The sequence below is a fragment of the Kitasatospora indigofera genome (assembly GCF_014655955.1).
Taxonomy (GTDB): domain Bacteria; phylum Actinomycetota; class Actinomycetes; order Streptomycetales; family Streptomycetaceae; genus Kitasatospora; species Kitasatospora indigofera.
In genome coordinates, this window is the sequence record NZ_BNBO01000001.1 from 424805 (window position 1) to 445428 (window position 20624).

A 20624-nucleotide genomic window follows, 5' to 3' on the forward strand; every position below is an offset into this window, starting at 1 on the left:
CGCCGGGCCCGATGTCAGTGCCGCCCGCCATGATGATCCGCATGAAGGACGCAGCCATTCTGGCCTCTCCCGCCGCGTACGCCGATGCCGTCACCACCGCCGTCCGGGCGGCCGCGGCCTACTACACCGACGGCTCGACACCGCTCGGTGACGACGAGTACGACGCGCTGGTGCGCGCCATCGAGGCCTACGAGGGCGCCAACCCCGACGAGGTGCTGCCCGACTCGCCGACCGGCAAGGTCGCCGGCGGCGCGGTGGCGGGCGACGTCCCGCACTCGGTGCCGATGCTCTCGCTGGACAACGTCTTCTCCGCCGAGGAGCTCGCCGCCTGGGCGGCGGGGCTGGAGCGCCGGCTGGGCCGGCCGGTGGACGGCTGGTGCGTGGAGCCCAAGCTCGACGGCCTCGCCGTGGCCGCCCGCTACCGCGCCGGCCGGCTCACCCGGATCCTGACCCGCGGGGACGGCCTGGCCGGCGAGGACATCACCCATGCCGCGGGTGACGTCCTCGGCCTGCCCGCCACCCTCACCGAGGCACTGGACGTCGAACTGCGCGGCGAGGTGCTGCTCACCGCCGACCAGTTCGAGACCGCGAACGAGATCCGTACCGCCCACGGCGCCCCGCCGTTCGCCCACCCCCGCTCGGGCGCCGCCGGCACCCTGCGCGCCAAGGACCGCCCCTACCGGGTCGAGCTCACCTTCTTCGCCTACAGCGCCACCGGCCTGCCCGGCCTCGGCCACAGCGAGCTGCTGGCCCGGCTCGCCGGCCTCGGCGCCAACACCGCCGCCGCCACCCCGGCCGCACCCCTGCGCTGCGCGACGCTTGAGGAGGTCCAGCAGCGGGTCGACGAGATCGCCGCCCTGCGGGCCGTGCTGCCGTTCGGGATCGACGGGGTGGTGGTGAAGGCCGACGCGGCGGCCGACCAGGAGCAGGCCGGCTCCGGCTCCCGCGCGCCGCGCTGGGCCGTCGCCCGCAAGCTGGCCGCCCAGCACAAGGTGACGCGACTGCTGGAGGTGGAGTGGAACGTGGGGCGGACGGGGATCGTCGCGCCGCGCGCGGTGCTGGAGCCGGTGGTGATCGACGGGGTCACCGTCACCTACGCCACCCTGCACAACCCGGCGGACATCACCCGCCGCGACCTGATGATCGGTGACCAGGTCTTCATCTACCGGGCGGGCGACGTCATCCCGAGGGTGGAGGCGCCGCTGGTGGAGGAGCGCACCGGCGCCGAGCAGCCGATCGCCTTCCCCGAGGTGTGCCCGCGCTGCGGTGACGCCATCGACCGGACGCAGCAGCGCTGGCGCTGCGTGCGCGGCCGGGGCTGCCAGGCGGTGGCCTCGATCCGCTACGCGGTGGGGCGCGACCAGCTGGACGTCGAGGGCCTGGGCGGCACCCGGGCCGTGCAGCTCGTCGACGCGGGCCTGGTCGCGGACGTCGCCGACCTCTTCGCGCTCACGCGGGAGCAGCTGCTGGGCCTGGAGCGGATGGGCGACACCAGCGCGGACAACCTGCTGGCGGCGATCGGGACCGCCCGGACGCAACCGCTGAACCGGGTGTTCTGCGCGCTCGGGGTGCGCGGCACCGGTCGGACCATGTCGCGGCGGATCGCCGCGCACTTCGGGAGCATGGCGGCGATCCGCGCCGCCGACGCCGAGGCACTGGCCGAGGTGGACGGCATCGGCACCGAGAAGGCGCAGGTGATCGTCGAGGAGCTGGCCGAACTCGCTCCCGTGCTGGACAAGCTCGCCGCCCACGGCGTCGGCACCGCCGTCACCGCGCCCACCGCGCCGGCCGGCGCGGCGCCGGGCGGATCAGGGGAGGCCGCTGCCGGCGGCGCGGGCGGTCCGCTGGCGGGGGAGGCCGTGGTGGTCACCGGCAGCATGACGGGAGCCCTCGCCGCACTGTCCCGCAACGAGATGAACGAGCTGGTCGAACGGGCCGGCGGCAAGGCCTCCTCCTCGGTGTCCTCGCGCACCACCCTGCTGGTCGCCGGCGAGAAGGCGGGCTCCAAGCGGGCCAAGGCCGAGCAGCTCGGCATCCGGATCCTCACTCCGGAGGAGTTCGCCGACCTGGTTGCCGACCACCTGGCCTGAGCGGGCCACCCGCCCGTCCCCGGGCGGCGGCCCGGGGCGGTCGGCGCGCGATCGCCGGCCCGTCCCGGCCGGTGCGGCGGCCGTCCCCGGCGCGGCCTCAGTCACCTGCGGCCTCAGTCGCCGGAGGAGCCGCTCGACCCGTTCAGGCCCCGGCGCCGGCGCTTCGCGGACCGGCGCACCAGGGCGCCCGCGGCGAGGGTCACGTTGGCCACCGACCGGACCCAGCCGGGCCCGCCGCGATCCGCCCACACCACGCAGACACAGCCGCCGACGGTCAGCGCCAGGGCGCCGAGCAGCACCAGAGCGATCATGTTCCCACCCCTGTCTCGGTTGCTGCGCATGTTTCGAGTGCTGCGCAACGGGACGTCCGGCCCGAGCGGCCCGGCCGGTCGCCGGACCGGTCACAGCACCGGTCGTCGGCCGGGTCGAGCTACCGTCCGACGGTGACGATCCGGCCTGCACGGGACGATCCGACCTGTACGGACAGTCAACCACCCTCTTGCGCCCGGCACGGCGGACCCGGCCGGCGGGTCCGCCGTGTCGGCGCGTGGTGCCCGGAGGCGTTCCGGTGCCGCCCGGGCGGCGTGCGGGACGGACGCCCAGGGCCGGCAGGTCACGGCCCGTGTCCGGACGTCCGGTCGTGCCCCGTTCCGCCCTGGTCCGCCCGGACCGGCAGGACGGGCCGGGGCGGGCGCGGAGCGTAGCCGACGGCGCGCTGCTCCCGGGCGGGGCAGGGGAGGCAGGCCGACGTGGTGACAGTCCGTGACCTGACGGCGCCGGACGTCCCGGTCAGGGGAGCGGTGCCAGGTCCGGCCGCCGGGGAGGCGTTGGTGACGGTACGTCGACCATCGACCCCGGGCCCGTCCCGGTGCCTGTCGGCCACCGGCCACCGGCCCGGGTTCCGTTCACCGCGTAGGTCAGGTGGGAGACGGAGCCCTCCACGTCCGACTTGGCGGGCCTGGTTGACGCCCGCGTCCGTGCCGGTCGCGGCGTGCAGGCACCAGACGTCGAGAACGGTCGCGGTGGCGGTGGCGGTCATGACGGCCTCCGGGGTCGACTGACATCCGGGGAAGAGGAATTGACGGATCGAAGCCGTTGCCGCTCCGCCCGCGGAGTCCGGTCCGACCGACGGGCGAGGAAATCGGCAATTCACCGGGCGGGACGGTTGGACGGCTTCACGGGGGCGGGCATAGAGTGGGTGCCACACCGATTTTCTGACCCTGCCGAAACCCATGTCCGCACGTCGGACCAGGTTTCGAAGAGAGGGGTCGTCATGGCTTGGCGGGTCGCAGTCAGCCTGGAAACCCTGCTTCATCAGATCGACAACCGATTTCCCGGGCGCAGCACGGCATTCGACGGATCCATCGGCGACGCGGCACATCAGGCGCGTGGTTCGGAGAGCGATCACAATCCGTGGTTCGGGCCAGGAATTGTCACTGCACGTGATTTCACCCATGATCCGGCCCATGGTGTGGACATTCAGCAGATCGCCGACGAGCTGCTGGACAGCCGCGACCCCCGGATCAAGTACGTCATCGCCAACCGGCGGATCGCCACCGACCGCGCCTGGCAGTGGGGCCCGTACGACGGGGCCAACCCGCACGACAAGCACGTCCACCTGTCGGTGGTCGCGGACCAGCTCTGCGACGACCCCGGGGAGTGGGCGCTGCCGCTGCTGAACGGCGGGGGCGGCGGGGGCGGCGGCGGGGCCGAGGACGGCACCGTGGAGTTCGTCACCTGGGGGCAGGGGGTGAACATCCGCCAGGCCCCGAGTCTCGGGGCGCCGGTGGTCACGGTGCTCCAGGGCCCGACCCGGGTGCGGGTGGGGTGCCAGACGGTGGGGGACACGGTGACCACCGCCGGCCACACCAACGACGCCTGGTCGTTCGTGCCCGCCCTCGGCGGCTACATCTCCAACATCTTCATCGACCACCCGGCCGCCTGGCTGCCGGACGTCGGGCAGTGCTGACCTGCGGAGGTTGCCATGCCTGCCAACGAGACGCTCCCGGTGGTGTACGTCCGCGGCTTCGCCGGCGACACCCGCGGGATCGACAAGGCCGTCGCCGACCCGTTCTACGGCTTCAACGAGGGGTCGACGCACATCCGGGTGGGAGCCGGGAACAAGCCGAGCTTCTACCAGTTCGAGAGCCCGCTGCTGCGCCTGCTGCTCGACGAGGGCTACGAGATCCGGGTCCAGGGCGGCCAGGAGGCCTATCTCGACGCGGCCGAGAAGGTCCCGGCGAACACCGTCTGGGTGCACCGCTTCTACGACGCCGCCGCCAGCACCTGGGGCGCGCGGCCGGAGGAGTACCGGCTGGAGAACGCCGCCGGGAGCCTGCTGGCGCTGATCGAGAAGATCCGCGCCAAGGCCGGTGTGCCGCGGGTGCACCTGGTGGCGCACTCGATGGGCGGCCTGATCTGCCGCTGCCTGCTGCAGAAGGTCCTCCCCGAGCGGAGCGAGGACCCGGGGGAGTACGTGGACAAGCTCTTCACCTACGGCACCCCGCACGGCGGCATCGCCTTCGAGCACGGCCTCGGGCTGCTGGAGCGGCTGCGGGACGCGACCGGCATCAACGGCGCCGACATCTTCGGCCCGGAGCGGATGTACGAGTACCTGACCCCGTCCGCGCTCCAGGACCGGGCCGGGCCGCCCGAGGGGTGGGACCCCCGGCAGATGCCGGGCGGGTTCCCGCCGGAGCGGGTCTTCTGCCTGGTCGGCACCAACCCCGCGGACTACCAGGTCGCGATGGGCCTGTCCTCGGCGGTGGTCGGGGCCCGCAGTGACGGGCTGGTGCAGATCGACAACGCCTACGTCCCCGGCGCGCACCGGGCGTACGTGCACCGCTCGCACAGCGGCAGCTACGGGCTGGTCAACTCCGAGGAGGGCTACCAGAACCTGCGCCGCTTCCTCTTCGGCGACCTGCGGGTGTCCTCGGCGCTGGTCGGGCACCGGCTGCCGGACGACGACCAGGTGGAGTGGCAGGCCGAGGTGCGGCTGTCGGTGCGCGGGCTGCCGATCGTGATGCACGAGCAGACGGCGTCCCACTGGTGCCCGGTCCAGCTGCCGCGGACCAGGACGGACGGCGGGCCGGAGCGGGACGTCCCGCTGGTCACCACGTTCCTGTGCAGCCGGCTGGCCCCTCGCGAGGGCGCCGGCCCGGTCCGGCACGCCCTGCACCTGCGGGTGCTGTCGCTGCGCAGGGTGGACGGGTTCCTCAGCTTCGGCGACCACCTGGAGCAGACCGCCGACCTGGACGACATCCTGATCGTCGACGTCGGCTCCTCGAACGGCGCCGGCTCCCCGAACGGCGCCCCCGGCGCACCTGCCGGCGCCGCAGCCGCCGGCGCCGCACCCAAGGTCTGGGCGGTGTGGAACAGCACCGTCGAGGGCGCGATCCGCGACTACACGCCGAGCGGCCCGCCGCTGGCCGACCTGAACCCGGCCGCCGGGGTCTGGCGCGCCGAGATCCCGCTGCCGGAGACCATCCGTCCCGTTCTCGGCGCGGACGCCCGGGTCGCCCTCACCGTCACCCCCTGGAACTGACCCGGGCCGCCGGGAGGAGTCCGTCATGCCTCAGCTCAATCCCTTCCCGCACGAGAGCGGTGGCGGGCTCGGCCCGTCGGACCAGGCCAAGGGCTGGCACGCCGGCTACGTCGCGGGGATCAGCTCGTACCCGGAGCCGCCCCGGACCCCGTTGGTCCGCAGCGGCGAGTTCATGGCCGCCTTCGAGCAGGGCGCCGAGGCGGGCCGCGCGGACGGCCTGGCCGAGGGCTTGCGCTGGCGCTGGTTCGGCGAGGACGCCCGCACCGGCCGGGCCACCGCCGACGGGCCGCAGCCGCCGCGGAGCCCGGCGGAGCCGGTGGACGCCGGCGAGGACGGGCCCGCGGCCCCGCACCACCCGCTGGCCTGGCGCTGCGTGGGGGAGCTGGCGCTGTGGACGATGCTGGAGCAGTTCGCCCCGGGCGCCTTCGAGCACGACTTCGCGGGCCTGCGGCTGGACCGGGCCTGCACGGACAAGGGCGTCGCCCGCCTCTACCTGCCGGTCCGCCTGATCGCCGGCGACCCGCCGCCGGAGCCGGCCGGGGACCCGCTCGGCGACGCCGGGTTCTGGCACGGGACGGTCGGCGACTCCTTCGCCGAGGCCGCCGCCGAGCGGCCCGGGCCGCTGACCCGGGCACCGGGCTTCCTGGGGCTGGTGCGCTACACGCCCGCCGGCGAACACGACTTCTGGGACGTGCTGCCGGCCGACGGCCGGATGCCGCCCCGCACGGCCGGCCGTCGCGACGGCTGACGAGGAGCGAGGTGCGTGATGGGCGTCCTGCCGGGGCTGGACCTGGAGAGGCTGGCGGGCCAGAACCTGCCGACCAGCCTGCAGATCGATCTGCCGCTGCCACCGGTCCGGCTGCGCGGGCAACTCGACCGCAAGGGCTTCACCGAACTCTCGGGCGTGCTCAGCGCGGCGATGCCGGTCACCACGGTGACCGCCTTCGGCCAGATCTCGCTCGGCCGGCCGCCCGCGTTCATCGTGCTGATGGGGGCGACCTTCCCGCAGCCCGGCCTGCAGATCGGCCTCGGCTTCGCGGTCAGCGGCATCGGCGGCGTGGTGGGCGTCAACAAGGCGATCGACCGGGACACGCTGATCGCCTGCATCGCCGACGGCACGGCCGGTGAACTGCTCTTCCCGCCCGACCCGGTGGAGGCCGCCCTGCGGGTGATCCCGCGGCTGGCGACGCTGTTCCCGACGGTGCCCGGCCGGATCGTGGTCGGGCCGATGTTCCGGATCTCCTGGGGCGGCCGGATGGTCGACCTGTCGGCGGCCTTGGTGGCCGAGCTGCCCGAGCCGGTCCGGTTCTCCGTCCTCGGCATCCTGCGGGTGATGGTGCCGGACCCGGCGGCGCCGGTGATCGAACTGAAGGCGACCTTCGCGGGCCAGTACGACACGGCCGAGCCGAGCGCCTTCCTGATGGCGAGCCTGACCGGGTCGCGGATGGCCGGGATCCCGCTGGACGGGGACGTGCTGGTGCTCAGCCGCGGCGGGGCCGACCCGCTGTTCGTGCTCAGCGCCGGCGGCTTCCACCCGGCGTTCCCCGTCCCCGCCGGGGTGCCGGCGCTGCACCGGCTGGCGATGAACCTGTCGCCGGCGCCGTGGCTCCAGCTGCGCTGCGAGGCGTACTTCGCGGTGACCAGCAACACCGTCCAGTTCGGGGCGAAGCTCTTCCTGGTCGCGGAGATCGCGGACTGCGGCCTGCGCGGGCAGTTCGCCCTGGACGTACTGATCCACTTCAAGCCGGCCATGGCGTTCACCGCGTCCATGCGCGGGTCGCTGTCGGTGGAGGTGTTCGGCGAGACCCTGCTCGGCATCGCGTTCGACCTGACCCTGGAGGGTCCCACCCCCTGGCACGCGGCCGGCCGCGGCCACATCCGGCTGTTCCTGTTCAAGGCCTCGTTCAACTTCGACGAGCGCTGGGGCAGCCCGCCGCCCCCGCTGCCGGGCACCCCCGTGGTCCTGCGCGACGAGCTGGCCAAGGCGTTCGCCCAGCCCTCGGCGTGGAGCGTGCTGCCGCCGTCCGGCGCCGAGCGCTCCCCGGTCCGGCTCTCGCCGTCCGCGAGCTGTCAGCTGGCCGAGGGGCGGCTGGTCCACCCGCACGGCCGGCTGGCCGCCCGCCAGCGGGTGCTGCCCTTCGGCGTGGACATCGCGCGCTTCGGGCGCAGCGTGGTCGACCCGCCGGAGCGGTGGGACGTCGCCGGTGCCAAGCTCGGCGAGGACGACGCCCGCGGGGGCGCCGTGACCGACTCCTTCGCGCCGGGCCAGTTCCTGGACCTGACCGAGGATCAGCAGTTGGGCAGCGAGGCCTTCGCGCCGTACCGCTCGGGCGTCCAGTACGTCCCGGACTTCTCCGACCCGGAGGACTCCGCCTTCGTCGGGGCCGCCCTCGGCTGGGAGACCAAGATCGTCCAGGACCCGGTGCCGCTGCGCTCGCACATCCGGCGCATGATCCGCGCCCGGGCCCACACCGACGCCGAGCACGTGGCCGCTGCGGCCTCGATCCGCGACGCCCACTGGTGGCCGGCCGCCCGTCCGGTCGTCCGGGTGGCCGCGCAGCAGCCGCTCGCCGCCGTCTCGACCTGGTCGATGACCGCGCTCAGGACGCCGGTCGCCGGGCTCGCCGAGGTGGTGGGCGGCGACGGCGGGCGGCCCGCGGCCGAGCTGCGCAGCGTGCTGGCCGGCCGGCCCGGCCTGCGCGCGGTGGAGACCTGGGAGGCGGGACCCCGATGAGCGAGGACGACCTGGAGTTCGCCCCCTACCTGCAGAGCTCGATCGGCGCCGCGATCCGCAGCAGCACCCCCGACCTGCCGCCCGACCTGGCCCCCACCCTGCAACTGTCCGGGCCGCGCGGCCAGCGGCTGCCCGTCCAGGGCACCGGCCTGCGGATGCTCGGCCCGGAGGGCGTGGTGGGCCTGGACACCCGGCACATCACCCGGGTCGAACCGGCGCCCGGCAGCACCGAGGTCGAGCCCAACTACCTGCCCTGCGTGGAGTTCGACTCCCCGGAACTGCCCTGGCTGTTCACCCCCGCCCGGGCCGCCGACGGCCGGCTGCGGCCCTGGCTGCTGCTGATCGTGGTGGAGGCCGCCGGCCACGCCGTCCAGCCCGGCAACCCGCTGCCCTTCGTCGACGTGGAACTCGCCCTGCTGCCGCCGCTCGGCGACTCCTGGCAGTGGGCCCACCTCCAGCGGCCCGCCGGGCAGCGCGGCCCGCTGATCTCCCGGCTGCTCTGCCCGCGCCGGCTCGGGCCCGACACCGACTACCTGGCCTGCCTGGTGCCCGCCTTCCAGGCCGGCGTCACCGCCGGACTCAGCGGCGGCTTCACCGACGTCGACCAGCTGGGGGACGCCTGGCCCTTCCCCGGGCAGGACGTCTTCCGGCTGCCGGTCTACCACCACTGGGGGTTCCGCACCGGCGCCGAGGGCGACTTCGAGGAGCTGGCGACCGCCGTCGTCCCGCTCAGCGCCGCCGAGGCCGGACCGCTGGGCGGCCGGACCGTCGACATCACCCGGCCCTGGCTGCACGGCCCGCCGCTCGACTCCGGCGACCCCGCCGGGGGCCGGCAGACGATCACCGTCCAGGGCGTCCTCACCCTGTTCGCCCCACCGCCAGGCACCGCGACCCCGGCCGCCCTGGAGAACTTCCGGAGCCGGGTCGCCGAGCACATCGGCCGCGGCACCGGGACGGCGCTGGCCCCGCCGCTGTACGGCGGGCACCCGGTGGTGGCCGACGCCGTCGAGCCGTCCGCCGCCGGCTGGCTGGCCGACCTCAACCTCGACCCGGAGAACCGGATCGCCGCCGCCCTGGGAGCCGACTGGGTCCGGCAGAACCAGGAGTTCCTGATGGCCCGCGCCTGGGAGCAGGTCGGCGCCGTCCGGGAGGCCAACCGCAAACGGCAGGAGGCCGCGTTCTGCACCCGGGTCGCCGGCTCGCTGCACCGACGGCACCTGCAGACCCTCACCCCCGCCGAGATCGTCGAGGTGGCCGCGCCGGTCGGCGACCGGGTCCGGACCGACAGCGGGCTGCCGCTGCGGACCGAGTTCGCCGTCAGCCCCGCCCCGACCGCCCTCGCCGGTACCGCCCTGCACCGGCTGCTGCGCCGCGGCGGCCCGGTCGCCCGCCGCGCCGCGCTGGACGGCGACAGCTTCGCCCGCCGCACCCTGAGCGGCGCGCTGCTGCCCCCGCTGGCCGTCCCGCTGGTGACCCGGCCGACCGTCTCACCGGCCGTCCGGGGCATGGACAGCGACCCGCTCGCCGCCCGCGTCGACGGCGCGCTGCGCTCCGCCGACACCCGGCGGGCCACCGGCCTGCTGCGCACCATGTCCGCGCTGGCCCCCGCCGCCCTGGCCAACGGCTTCACCGCGCAGGCCGAGGCGATCACCGCGGTGCTCGCGCCCTCGGTCGGGCAGCTGGCCGGGGCGCCGCAGGGGTTCGCCGGGGGCGGACCGGACCCGGCCGGCCTGCTCGCCGCCGAGCAGCTCTTCGACGCGCCGGCGGTCGCCCCGCTCGTCCCCGGGCTCGCCGCCGCGCTCGCCGCGCCCCCGGAGGGCTTCGGCATGACCCTCCCCGAGCCCGACACCGCGCTGACCGGGGCGGACGGCATGGGCGACGACCCCGGCACCCTGCTGCTGCAGTACGGCGTACCGGTCGACCCGGACGGCATCAAGGAGCGGCTGGCCCGCGCGCTCGACCCGGGCCCGCTGCTGGCCGCCCGGCTCGCGGACCGCGTCACCCTGGCGGGCGAGTCCCTGGTCGCGCTGCCCGAGGAGGTCGCCGACCCGGTGATGGCCTGCCCCGACTTCCCCGCCGCGATGGCCCTCGCGCTGAAGGAGAGCGAACCGGACTGGTTCCTCCCGGGCTCCGCCGCCGTCCCCGACGACCGCGCCGTGCTGCTCAAGGCCAACGGCCCGTTCATCGCCGCCTTCATGGTCGGCGCCAACGACGAGCTCAACCGGGAGATGCGCTGGCGCGAGTACCCCACCGACCTGCGCGGCAGCCCGTTCACCCACTTCTGGCCGCGCCCCGACGGCCTCGCCGACATCCCGCCGGTGCACGGCTGGGCCCCCGACGGCGCCCTGGGCAGCCACCTCGCCCTGGACGCCGACGGCCTGGACGTGCTGCTGATCCGCGGCCGGCTGGTCCGCCGCTACCCGGGCCTGGTGGTGGCCGCCGTGCCCCCGGCCGCCGTCCGCCGGCCCGACCTCGACCCGGACCACTGGCTGGCGCCCGTCATGGTGCTGCCGATGGACGAGCGCACCTGCGCCTACGCCTTCCAGCTGCCGCCCGGCGAGCAGATCCTCGACTGGTGGATCGTGCTGGCCGAGAACGGCCGGCGGCTGCGGTTCGGCTACGACACCGCGCCCGGCACCGGCGACGGCATGCAGACCTGGGACGACCTCAACTGGGAGCGCGTCCAGGCGGGCGGGTTCGCCTCGCTCGGCGCGATGCCGCGGCCCGAGCCGGTGGAGGAGCGCGAGCACCCCCGGGTGAACGGACGCGCCTGGAACTCCGCGGACGTCGCCCGGGTCACCCTGCAGCGCCCCTTCCGCCTGCTCCGCTCCGCCCGCAGCCTGATCGGAGAACACCCGTGACCAGCGACATCGCCGCCGCGCACCGCGCCGTCAGCGACGCCCGCGTCGCCCTGGACTGGTCCCGCTCCGGACTGGCCGGCTACGAGAAACGCGTGCTGGCCGGGGAGACCGGCCTGGAGAACGAGCACCTCGGCGCGAGCCAGGAGGCGGACGCCGCCGCGACCCGCTACCAGCAGGCCCGCGAGACCTACCGTGAACTGGCCGTCGCCGAACCGGCCCTGTGGCCGGACGACGGCTCCGACCCGCTGGTGCTGCTCCCGCTGCGGCTGGAGACGGTCTACCGGGGCCTGGCCGGGGCCGAACCGCAGCTCTGGATCCGCGCCTTCCCCGACGACGTGCACCTGGACTCCCACGAGGAGGCCCTCACCCCCGCCGAGCGCACCGCCACCGAGGCCTACTGGCGGTCCGTCTGGGCGGCCGGCCCCGACACCGGCCGACGCACCGCCGCCTGGGACGCCCTCACCGCCTCGATCGGCCCCGGCCGGGCCGCCTGGGCCGTCCAGGCGCTGCGCCCGGCGGGCGACCCGCCCGCCACCGGGACGGCGCCCGGCGCCGAGCCGCCGGCCCTGCCGCCCTGGGCCGCCGAACCGCCCGCCCGCGCCGGCGCCTTCACCCGCGCCGCGCACAGCTACGTGCTGCCCGACCGGCTGGTCTTCTCCGGCTACGAGACCACCGGCGACGGCCAGATCGGCCTGCTCTGGCGCCAGGAGGGCGAGCCGATCGCCCAGGACCTGGACGTCGGACCAGCCCCGCAGGCCCTGGTGCCGCCGCGCTGGCTGACCGACTTCGACGAGGCGGTCCGGGCCGGCATGGCCGTCCGGGTGCCGCTGGCCGGCCTGCGCACCGACTTCAGCCTGGTCACCGTCGCCGGAGTGCGCGGCGGCGGCTCCGCGCGGACCGCCGGCCTGCTCGCGACCCTGCTGGAGGCCCACCGCTGCACCGACGGCCTGGCCGTCCTCCCCACCGGCACCCCCACCAACAACACCGACGCCACCCGCTCGGCCTGGCACCCGCACACCCCGCCGGCCCCGCCCGACCAGGTCGCCCGGCAGCGGGCCGCCCTCACCCCCGGCAGCACCCAGGCCGCCGCCCGGGCCGCCACCGCCCTCGGCACGACTGCCGCCGGGGTGCTCGCCGAAGTCACCGACGGGCTCGCCGACGACGACCACGCCCTGCTCACCCTGCTGCACACCGCCGCAGGCGCCTTCGCGGCCTCCTCCACCAACTGGCGGACCTTCGACGGCACCAGCCAGCCCGACCTCACCTTCCTGGTCTCGCACTACGTCCGCCACGTCCGCGGCCGGGGCCTGCTGCCGACCCTGCGGGTGGGCAGCCAGCCGTACGGCCTGCTGCCGGTCAGCTCGCTCGACCTGTGGCACGGCACCGAGGTCGACCTGCGCATCCTCAACCACATCTCCGGCTTCCGGACGCTCGCCGAGTCGCAGGCCTTCCGGGCGCCCGGGGTCGGCGCCGGCGGGGACCCGGACCAGGTGATCAACGACCTGCTGCACCGGCTGCCCGCCTCCCGGCGGCTGCGCTTCGTCCTCCAGGAACCCGTCACCCCGCCCTACCAGCCGCCGCCGGACACCCCCACCGGGAACATCCCGCACCGCAGCGGCTTCGCCTGGGCGCAGCCGCCCGACCTGGAGGCCTTCCCCCCGCTGGAGTTCCTGCCCGACGCGCGGCCCACCCCCGAGATGGTCGACCTCGCCCGGGCCAGGCCGGTCCGGGTGCTCCGGGGCTTCTGGGAGGAGGCCCTGCCCTTCCTCTTCTCGGGCCAGCAGGTCCCGCCCGAGCTGGTCGCCCGGCTGCTCGCCCTCAACCCCTCCTTCCAGGGCATCGGCACCGGCCGGATCGGCCTCTTCTACCACTACGCCGCCAACCTGATGTACACCCACCGCAACCAGCTGCGGCTGCTGGCCGAGGCCGGGGGAGGGGTGCCGCAGCCCGGCGTCCGGCTGTCCGGCGGCGACCTCGTGACCGGGCCCGGCTTCGTCCCGCAGATCTTCGACTGGGCCTCGCTGGCCTTCGAGCAGCTCGCCGAGGCGGAGGACCTGGCCCTCGTCACCCCACCGCCCCCGGACCGGCCCGACCAGCCCCGCGCCGAGGGCGAGGACCTGCCGTACGTCGACCTGCCCCGCCTGGAACGGCTGCTCTGCGAGGTGCTCGACACCCAGACCCACCGCCTGGACGCCTGGATGTCCTCGGTCGCCTCCGCCCGCCTCGCCAAGACCCGCGGCACCCGCCCCGACGGCACCCACCTCGGCGCCTACGGCTGGGTCGCCGACCTCCACCCCGGACCCGGGTCGCTGCCCCCGCCCGAACCCGTCCCCGGCGACCCGCCCGAGCCCCCGGACGGCCCGGCCGGCCCCGACGGCCGGGGGACCGGCGACGGCTACCTGCTCGCGCCCTCCCTGCACCACGCCGTGACCGCCGCCGTGCTGCGCTCCGGCTGGCTCAGCCACACCGACCGGCAGGCCTTCGCGGTCGACCTGCGCGCCTCCCGGGTGCGCCGCGCGCTCACCGTCGTCGACGGCATCCGCTCCGGCCAGAGCCTCGGCGCGCTGCTCGGCTACCGGCTCGAACGCGGCCTGCACGACGCCGGGCTGGACCCCTTGGTCGCACCGCTGCGGGCCGGCTACCCGATGCCCCGCCTGGTCGACCCGGACGCCCCCGGCAGCGAGCAGGCCCGCACCGCGGTGGCGGCCCGCGACGTGGTCGACGGCCACGCCCTGCTCGACGACTGGCTCGCCCACGGCCGCCGGCTGCAGGACATCCTCGGCAACCTCCCCGCCGAGGCCGGGCCGCTGCTGGACCGGGCCACCCCGCTGGTCGCGGAGCTGGAGGACACCGTCGACGCGGTCGGCGACCTGATGCTGGCCGAGAGCGTGCACCACCTGGTGGCCGGCAGTCCGCTGCGCGCCGCCGCCGCGGCCGACGGCATCGCCCGCGCCGACCACCTCCCGCAGGACTTCGAGGTGGTCCGCACCCCGCGCGGCGCCATCGTCCTGACCCACCGGCTCGCCGTGCTGGCACCCGTCCAGGACACCCCCGGCTGGGACCGGTCCCGGCCGCTCGCCCGGCTGGAGCCCGCCGTCGAACGCTGGTGCGAGGCCCGCCTCGGCGAGCCGGCCGGCTGGCGGTTCGACTTCGGCGACCCCGCCGCACCGCTCACCCTCACCCTGGCCGACCTCGGGGTCTGCGCCCTCGACGTGGTCCTCGGCGCCGGACCGCCCGGCGCCCGGGACACCGACCCGGCCCAGCAGGACACCGCCCTCGCCCGGCGGCTGCTGCGGCAGGCCGCCGCCCGCGCCGCGGGCGCCCCCACCCCGCCCGTCACCGACCGGGGCGCCGGCCGGTTCGCCGAACTGCGGCTGCTCTGCAACGCCCTCGCGGGCGTCCTCGCCGCGGCCGGACCGCTGCTCACCTCCCACCTCGACCAGGACGACGGCGACGACTGGGCGGGCGCCGACCTCACCGGCCTCGCCGACCGGGTGACCGCCTGGCACGGCGCCGTCACCACCGCCGTGGCCACCCTGGTCGAACAGGTGAAAGTGCTGCCGGGCCTCGCCGACGCGGTCTCCCGGACCCTCGACGGCCTCGCCGACCTCGGCGTGACCTCCGCCTACACCCTCGGCCCGCCGACGGACGACGCCGGGAGGGCCGCGCTGCGCGCCCACGCCGTCTCCGTCCTCGACCGCTTCGCCGGCACCCCGCTCGCCCCGCTGCCCGGCCCCCCGCCGCAGGACCGCGCCGAGGTGCTCGGCTGGGTCACCGCCGTCGGCGCCGCCGTCTCCTCCGCGCTCGCCGGGACCATGCCCGTCCTGCCGGAGCTGCGACTGGCCGGCACCCCGGCCGGCGAGGCCCTCACCGTCCCCCGGCCGGAGGGCGCCGGCGAGGAGGAGACCGCCGACTGGCTGCTGGAGATGGAGCGGGTCCGGCCCGGCGCCCGCGCCCTCGCCGACGCCCTGACCGCCGCCGAGGTACTGGCCGGCACCCCGCCCTGCGGCACGACCGTCACCCAACTGCCCGCCGGCCAGCGGTGGATCGCCCGCGGCCCGGCCCCCGTGCCGTCCCGGAGCAGGCCCGCCGCCCGGCACAGCGCCCTGCTGCGCACCGACGGCCCGCCGGACCCGGACCGGGTCGCCGGGCTGCTCGTCGACTCCTGGACCGAAACCGTCCCCGAACCGCCGGGCGGCCCCGAACCGCCCGCCGGCGGCCCGGCCCCCGCCGTCGAGGAGATGGGCGGCCTGGCCTTCCACTACAACCAGCCGGACGCCCGGGCCCCGCAGGCACTGCTGGTCGCGGTGCCGCCCGACCCGCTGCGCGGCTGGCGGATGGAGGACGTGCACGCCGTGGTCGAGGAGACCTTCGCCCTCGCCCGGGTCCGCGGCATGGACCTCAACGACTTCGCCGAGCTGCGCGGCGTCCTGCCCGTCCAGTGGACGACCCCGCCGCAGGAACTGGTCTGACCGCGCCCCAGCACGCCGTGAGGAGGAGCCATGACGATGTTCCGGTACGAGCCGGTGCCCCGGGACGACGGCGTCGAGGAGGCGCTCGCGGCCCGGATCGGCGACGCCGCCCACCTGCTCGCCCGCCAGTACGCCTTCGGGGAGTTCTGCGGCGACGACGCCGGCTCGCCGGTGCGCGTCGCGCTCGCCCAGGAGACCCACCTGCTGGACAACTGGCGCAGCGGCGACGGCGACTGGCAGCCCTACGAGCCGGCCCGGATGGTGCTGGAGGCCCTGGTCGAGCAGGAGCCCGCGCACGGCCCGGACGCCCGGCTGGTGCTGGCCGGCGGACTGCGCTGGCGGCGCGAACTCGCCGCCGCCGGCCTGCTCGCCCTGCTGCCCGCCTTCGCCGCCGTCTGCCCCTGCGCCGTCGACGGCCCGCTCGCCCCCGCGCCGGTCGGCGCGGCCGTCCGCGGCCGGCTGCCCGACGCCGTCGCGCTGGCCCCCTGGCTGGCCCGGCTGGCGGAGCGGGACGAGACCGCCGCCAAGGAGTTCGGCGCCGACGGACCGGACCGTCAGACGCTGGCCGGCGCGGCCGCCCGCTGGCTGGCCTGGTGGACCGCGCGGGTGCCGGCCGGCGAGTCCGCCGCCCCGGCACCCCCCGCCGCCTGGGACGCCAACCGCCTGGAGTACGCCTTCTCGGTCCGCGCCTCCACCCTGCCCGACCTCGAACTGCGGGCCCAGGAGTACCACGGCGGCCACCTCGACTGGTGGGCGGTCGACGCCCCGCCCGCCCGCGTCCCGGTCACCGAGGCCGCCGTGGTCCGCGAGCAGCGCACCATCGTCCCCACCCCCGCGGTCTACGGCGGCATGCCGAACTCCCGCTTCTGGGAGATGGAGGACGCCCGGATCGACTTCGGCGCCGTCGACGCCAGCCCCGCCGACCTCGGCCGGCTGCTGCTGGTCTCCTTCGCCACGGTGTTCGGCAACGACTGGTTCTGCAGCCCGCTGCCCACCGCCGCGGGCTCGCTCAGCCGGGTCGTCCACTGCTCGGTGACGGACGTCTTCGGCGGCGAGACGGTGCTCGCCCACGCCTCCCTGGAGGACCCGGAGTGGAACCTCTTCGGCCTCGGCGAGGAATCCGCCGGCAGTGCCATGGGCGGCGGCGCGGACGGCTCCGGGCCGCCGCCGTCCCCCTGGTTCTACCGGGCGGCCTCCCTGCCCGGCGGGCTGGAGAGCCCGCCGGCCGAGTCCGTCCTGCTGCTCCGCGACGAGGCGGCCAACCTGGCCTGGGCGGTCGAGGAGACCGTCGCCGACATCGCGGGGGAGCCGCTGGACCGCTACGCCCGCTGGGTGGCGGCCGGCCCGGCCCGGCCGCCGGAGGAGCCCGGCGACCCGCCCGCCGACCGCTACCTGCTCGCCACCGACGTCCCCGGCCACTGGTACCCGCTGGTGCCCCGGCCCGTCGACCCGGCCGACCCGGAGTCCGTCCGGCTGCTGCTCGCCGGGCTGGTCCGGGACGGGGGCACGCCCGCGCAGCCGCTGGGCCGGCTGCTCCGGGAGTCGCCCTGGCTGTTCGAGGAGGAGGTCCCGCGCTCCGGCGTCCGGGTCGAGCGCAGCCGGCAGTACACCCGCTGGCACGACGGCTCCGCCCACGCCTGGGACGCCCGTCGCAAGGTCAGCGGCACCGGCGGCGGGTCCAGCGGGCTGCGCTTCGACGTCCTGGAGCCGCCCGCGCAGCCGCCCGCACCAGCCCGGCCCCCCGAGGAGTGAGTCATGCACGACAGTGTCAGGAACGGGTTCAACGCCTTCAGCGAACCGCTGGAGAGCCGGGAGCACGTCATGTACCTGGACGTGAAGAGCCTGGTGTCCACCGGGGTCGGCAACCTGCTCGACGCCGACGACCCGGAGAACTTCGGCAGCAACCCCGTGCCGCTGCCGGACATCTTCACCCTGGACTGGCAGGACCGGGACACCGGCGTGCCGGCCGACCCCGCCGCGATCGAGGAGGAGTACCGGAAGATCAAGTTCAGCGGCACCGCCAACGCCCCGATCGGCCAGAAGCGGGCGCTCGCCCGGTTGGTCGTGTCGGACGGCTCGGTCGACGCGCTGGTCACCCGCAAGCTGGACGACTTCGAGGCCTCGCTGCGCGGGCGCCCGCCGTTCGCCGGGTACGACGGCTGGCCGGCGCCGGGCCAGCTCGGCCTGCTCAGCATGGCCTGGGCGATGGGGCCGATGTTCCGCTTCCCGCACTTCGAGGCGGCCGCGGCCGGCGGCGACTGGCTGACCATGGCCCGGGAGTGCCGGATGACGGAGGCCGGCAACCCCGGCGTGATCCCCCGCAACGTCCGCGACGGCCTGCTCTTCACCCTGGCCGGCTGGGTGACCGACCGGGGCGGCGACATCACCGACCTGGTCTACGACCCGGCCCGGCCGCTGAACGCCAACCTCCGCTCCGGCGCCCTGCCGGTGCCGCTGAACCTGCTGATCGGCGTGCAGACCGCGCTGGAGACCCTGGGCATGGACCCGCACGGCCTGGACGGCGTCGCCGGGCCGGGAACCCGGGGTGCGCTCACCACCTTCCAGGGCGCCAACGGCCTCACCCTCACCCCGGCGGCCGGCGGCATCGACGACGTCCCGGAGGAGACCATCGCCGCGCTGGCGGCCCAGCTGGACGCCCGGGGCGTGGCGAGGTTCCCTTGAGCGACGGCCGGCGCCGGGCGGACGGGTGCCGGGCGGACGGGCACCGAGCCTGCGGGCGTTGCCCCGACCGGCTGCCCGGTGGCCGGCCGACGCCGGGCCGACCGGGGCCCGGGGGGGGCGTCCCAGGGGCGCCCGGTGGCGCTCCGGTGGCCCTCCGGTCGTGCGGCGCGCGCCCGCGGCCGCGCGCCGCACCGGGTGGCGGGCCGGACGCGGGGCTACCGTCGAAGGCAGAGGTACCGGGCGGGGCCCGCGAGGCCCGGTCCGTCCGGTCGGCCTGTCGCGGCTACGGAGGATCCATGACCGATGTCGAACCTCCGGCCCGGGACGCGGCCGCCGGCTCCGGAGCCGGTGCGCCGGGGGTCCCCACGCCCGGTGCGCCCGGGCCCGGAGCCGCCACGCCTGAACCGTCCAGGCCTGAACCGTCCACACCCGCAGCGTCCACGCCCGCGAGCCCCGGGACGTCCCCGGCGCCCTTCACGGCCGCCCAGCGCTGGCTGGCCCGGCTCGCCTGCGTGGCGGCGCTCGGGGTGATCGTGCTGCTGCTCCTGGGCGGTCTGGACAGTCTCACCGTCCTGCTGGTCGGGGTCCTGGGCCTCGCGGTCACCCTCGCCGCGCTCTGGTGGTTCCTGAGCCGCCGGGGCCCGGTCCGTTGGGCCTGCGCCGTGGTCGCCGTCGCGGTGCCCGTCGCCGTGACCGTCTTCTACGTCGTCCGGCACCAGCTCTGGCTGATCGTGCTGGTGCTCCTGCTGGCCGCCACGGCCGTCACCGCCGCCAGGGCGGCGGTGGTCAGGGGCCGGCCGCGGTCCGGCATGCCCGAGGTCCGGACACCGCCGCCGGCCCGGCCCTTCCTGATCATGAATCCCCGCTCGGGCGGCGGCAAGGTGGGGCGCTTCGCCCTGGACACCAAGGCGCGGGCACTGGGCGCCGAGGTGGCGCTGCTGGAGGGCCCTGGGCAGGTCGACGTCGCCGCCCTCGCCCGGCAGGCGGCGACCGACGGCGCCGACCTGCTCGGGGTCGCGGGCGGCGACGGAACCCAGGCCCTGGTGGCCGGCATCGCCGCCGAGTTCGGGCTGCCGTTCCTGGTCGTCTCGGCCGGCACCCGCAACCACTTCGCGATGGACCTCGGACTCGACCGCGACCGGCCCGACGCCGGGCTGGACGCCCTGGACGACGGGGTCGAACTCCGGCTCGACCTCGGGCTGATCGGCGGGCGGACCTTCGTCAACAACGCCTCGTTCGGCGCCTACGCGGGGGTCGTGCAGAGCCCGGCCTACCGCGACGACAAGACCGGCACGATCCTCCAGCTGCTGCCCGAGATGCTCTCCGGCCGGCAGGGCGCCCGGCTGGTCGTCCGGATCGACGGCGGGCCGGTGATCGAGGACCCGAAGGCCCTGCTGGTGAGCAACAACCCGTACGGGTCCGGGGACGCGGCCGGGCTGGGCCGGCGCGCCCGGCTCGACACCGGGCGGCTCGGGGTCGTCGCGATCACCGTCGACAACGCCGCCCAGGCGGCCGGCCTGCTCCGCGGCCGGCAGGCCAAGGGGCTGAGCACCTTCCTCGCCCACGAGGTGGTCGTGGAGTCGGACGCCGACGAGATCCCGGTCGGCATCGACGGCGAGGCCGTGCTGATGCGCACACCCGTCCGGCTCACCATCCAGCCGCTGGCCCTGCGGGTACGGGTGCCGCGGAAGCGGCCGGGCACCCCGCACCGGCCGGCCGTCGACCGCGCGATCCTGCTGCGCCAGGCGTTGTCCACCGGCGCTCCGGCCGCCCCCGCGGCGCCCCGGCGCGGGCGGCACCGGTAGCGGGGCGGCCGCCCGGACTCTCGGACGGGACGCCGCCGTCCTGGCTCAGTCCGCCGGGCGGGCGTTCGACCACTTGAGCTCGAATTCCAGCTCGAACTCCCCGTCGTCCACCTCCACCTCCAGCTCGCTGCGCAGCTCGTCGGGCACGCGCAGGCTCAGCACCCCCGGGCCCAGCTGCAGCTCCGCGTTGCCGCCGTGCCGCAGGGCGGCGGCGAGCGCCTCCAACTGGTCGGCGGCCTCCAGCCGGGACAACGAGCGCTTCTGTTCGAACTTGAGGTCGCTCACGGAAGCCTCCGGTTCTCGGGAACGGCGGTCGTCATCGAGTCTGGCCCCGGCCGCCGGGCCCGGGCATCCCCCCGGCCGGGTGAACCCGCCGGCCCCGGGAGGGCAGTCGCACAGCGCCGCGCGGACCGGACGGCAGCGAGGCCGTCCGGCC

The 20624-nt window shown here is 76.2% G+C and carries 12 protein-coding genes; 10 read left to right on the forward strand and 2 right to left on the reverse strand.

Annotation, left to right across the window (positions count from 1 at the left end):
* The first annotated feature begins 32 nt into the window (after positions 1-32).
* Complete coding sequence (gene ligA, locus IE329_RS01970) at positions 33-2090, forward strand: NAD-dependent DNA ligase LigA (RefSeq protein ID WP_373311041.1); 2058 nt, start codon at positions 33-35, stop codon at positions 2088-2090.
* A 113-nt stretch (positions 2091-2203) separates the two neighbouring features.
* Here the strand turns inward: ligA and IE329_RS01975 are convergent, their stop codons facing one another.
* The gene (locus IE329_RS01975; RefSeq protein WP_190208965.1) at positions 2204-2401 is read right to left on the reverse strand and encodes a hypothetical protein; all 198 of its coding nucleotides are present in this window, start codon (positions 2399-2401) and stop codon (positions 2204-2206) included.
* 1160 nt (positions 2402-3561) lie between these two features.
* On the opposite strand from IE329_RS01975, the gene IE329_RS01980 reads away from it, so the two are divergent.
* From IE329_RS01980 to IE329_RS02020, 9 genes are all read left to right on the forward strand, one after another.
* Positions 3562-4059: an SH3 domain-containing protein gene (locus tag IE329_RS01980; RefSeq protein WP_229927092.1), complete on the forward strand. Its 498-nt coding sequence runs from the start codon at positions 3562-3564 to the stop codon at positions 4057-4059.
* Between the two features lie 15 nt (positions 4060-4074).
* Positions 4075-5634 carry an esterase/lipase family protein gene (locus tag IE329_RS01985; protein ID WP_190208967.1) on the forward strand — a complete coding sequence of 520 codons (1560 nt, stop codon included), beginning with the start codon at positions 4075-4077 and terminating at the stop codon, positions 5632-5634.
* Positions 5635-5659: 25 nt separating this feature from the next.
* Positions 5660-6382, forward strand: coding sequence for a hypothetical protein (locus tag IE329_RS01990; protein WP_190208968.1), 723 nt, complete (start codon positions 5660-5662; stop codon positions 6380-6382).
* Positions 6383-6400: 18 nt separating this feature from the next.
* The gene (locus IE329_RS01995; RefSeq protein ID WP_190208969.1) at positions 6401-8368 is read left to right on the forward strand and encodes a DUF6603 domain-containing protein; all 1968 of its coding nucleotides are present in this window, start codon (positions 6401-6403) and stop codon (positions 8366-8368) included.
* A complete protein-coding gene (locus IE329_RS02000; protein ID WP_190208970.1) occupies positions 8365-11229 on the forward strand; it encodes a hypothetical protein in 2865 nt (954 codons plus the stop codon). Before IE329_RS01995 ends, IE329_RS02000 begins: the two co-directional genes overlap by 4 nt.
* Positions 11226-15701: a hypothetical protein gene (locus IE329_RS02005; RefSeq protein WP_190208971.1), complete on the forward strand. Its 4476-nt coding sequence runs from the start codon at positions 11226-11228 to the stop codon at positions 15699-15701. The genes IE329_RS02000 and IE329_RS02005 overlap by 4 nt, the downstream gene beginning before the upstream one ends.
* Positions 15702-15731: 30 nt before the next feature.
* Complete coding sequence (locus IE329_RS02010) at positions 15732-17453, forward strand: hypothetical protein (protein WP_190208972.1); 1722 nt, start codon at positions 15732-15734, stop codon at positions 17451-17453.
* 3 nt (positions 17454-17456) lie between these two features.
* A complete protein-coding gene (locus tag IE329_RS02015; protein ID WP_190208973.1) occupies positions 17457-18383 on the forward strand; it encodes a peptidoglycan-binding domain-containing protein in 927 nt (308 codons plus the stop codon).
* 296 nt (positions 18384-18679) lie between these two features.
* Positions 18680-20188 (forward strand): diacylglycerol/lipid kinase family protein, encoded by a 1509-nt coding sequence (locus IE329_RS02020; protein ID WP_190208974.1) that lies wholly within the window; start codon positions 18680-18682, stop codon positions 20186-20188.
* Positions 20189-20233: 45 nt separating this feature from the next.
* On the opposite strand, the gene IE329_RS02025 is transcribed toward IE329_RS02020, so the two are convergent.
* Positions 20234-20473, reverse strand: a complete 240-nt coding sequence (locus IE329_RS02025; RefSeq protein ID WP_190208975.1) for an amphi-Trp domain-containing protein — start codon at positions 20471-20473, stop codon at positions 20234-20236.
* Positions 20474-20624: the final 151 nt, after the last annotated feature.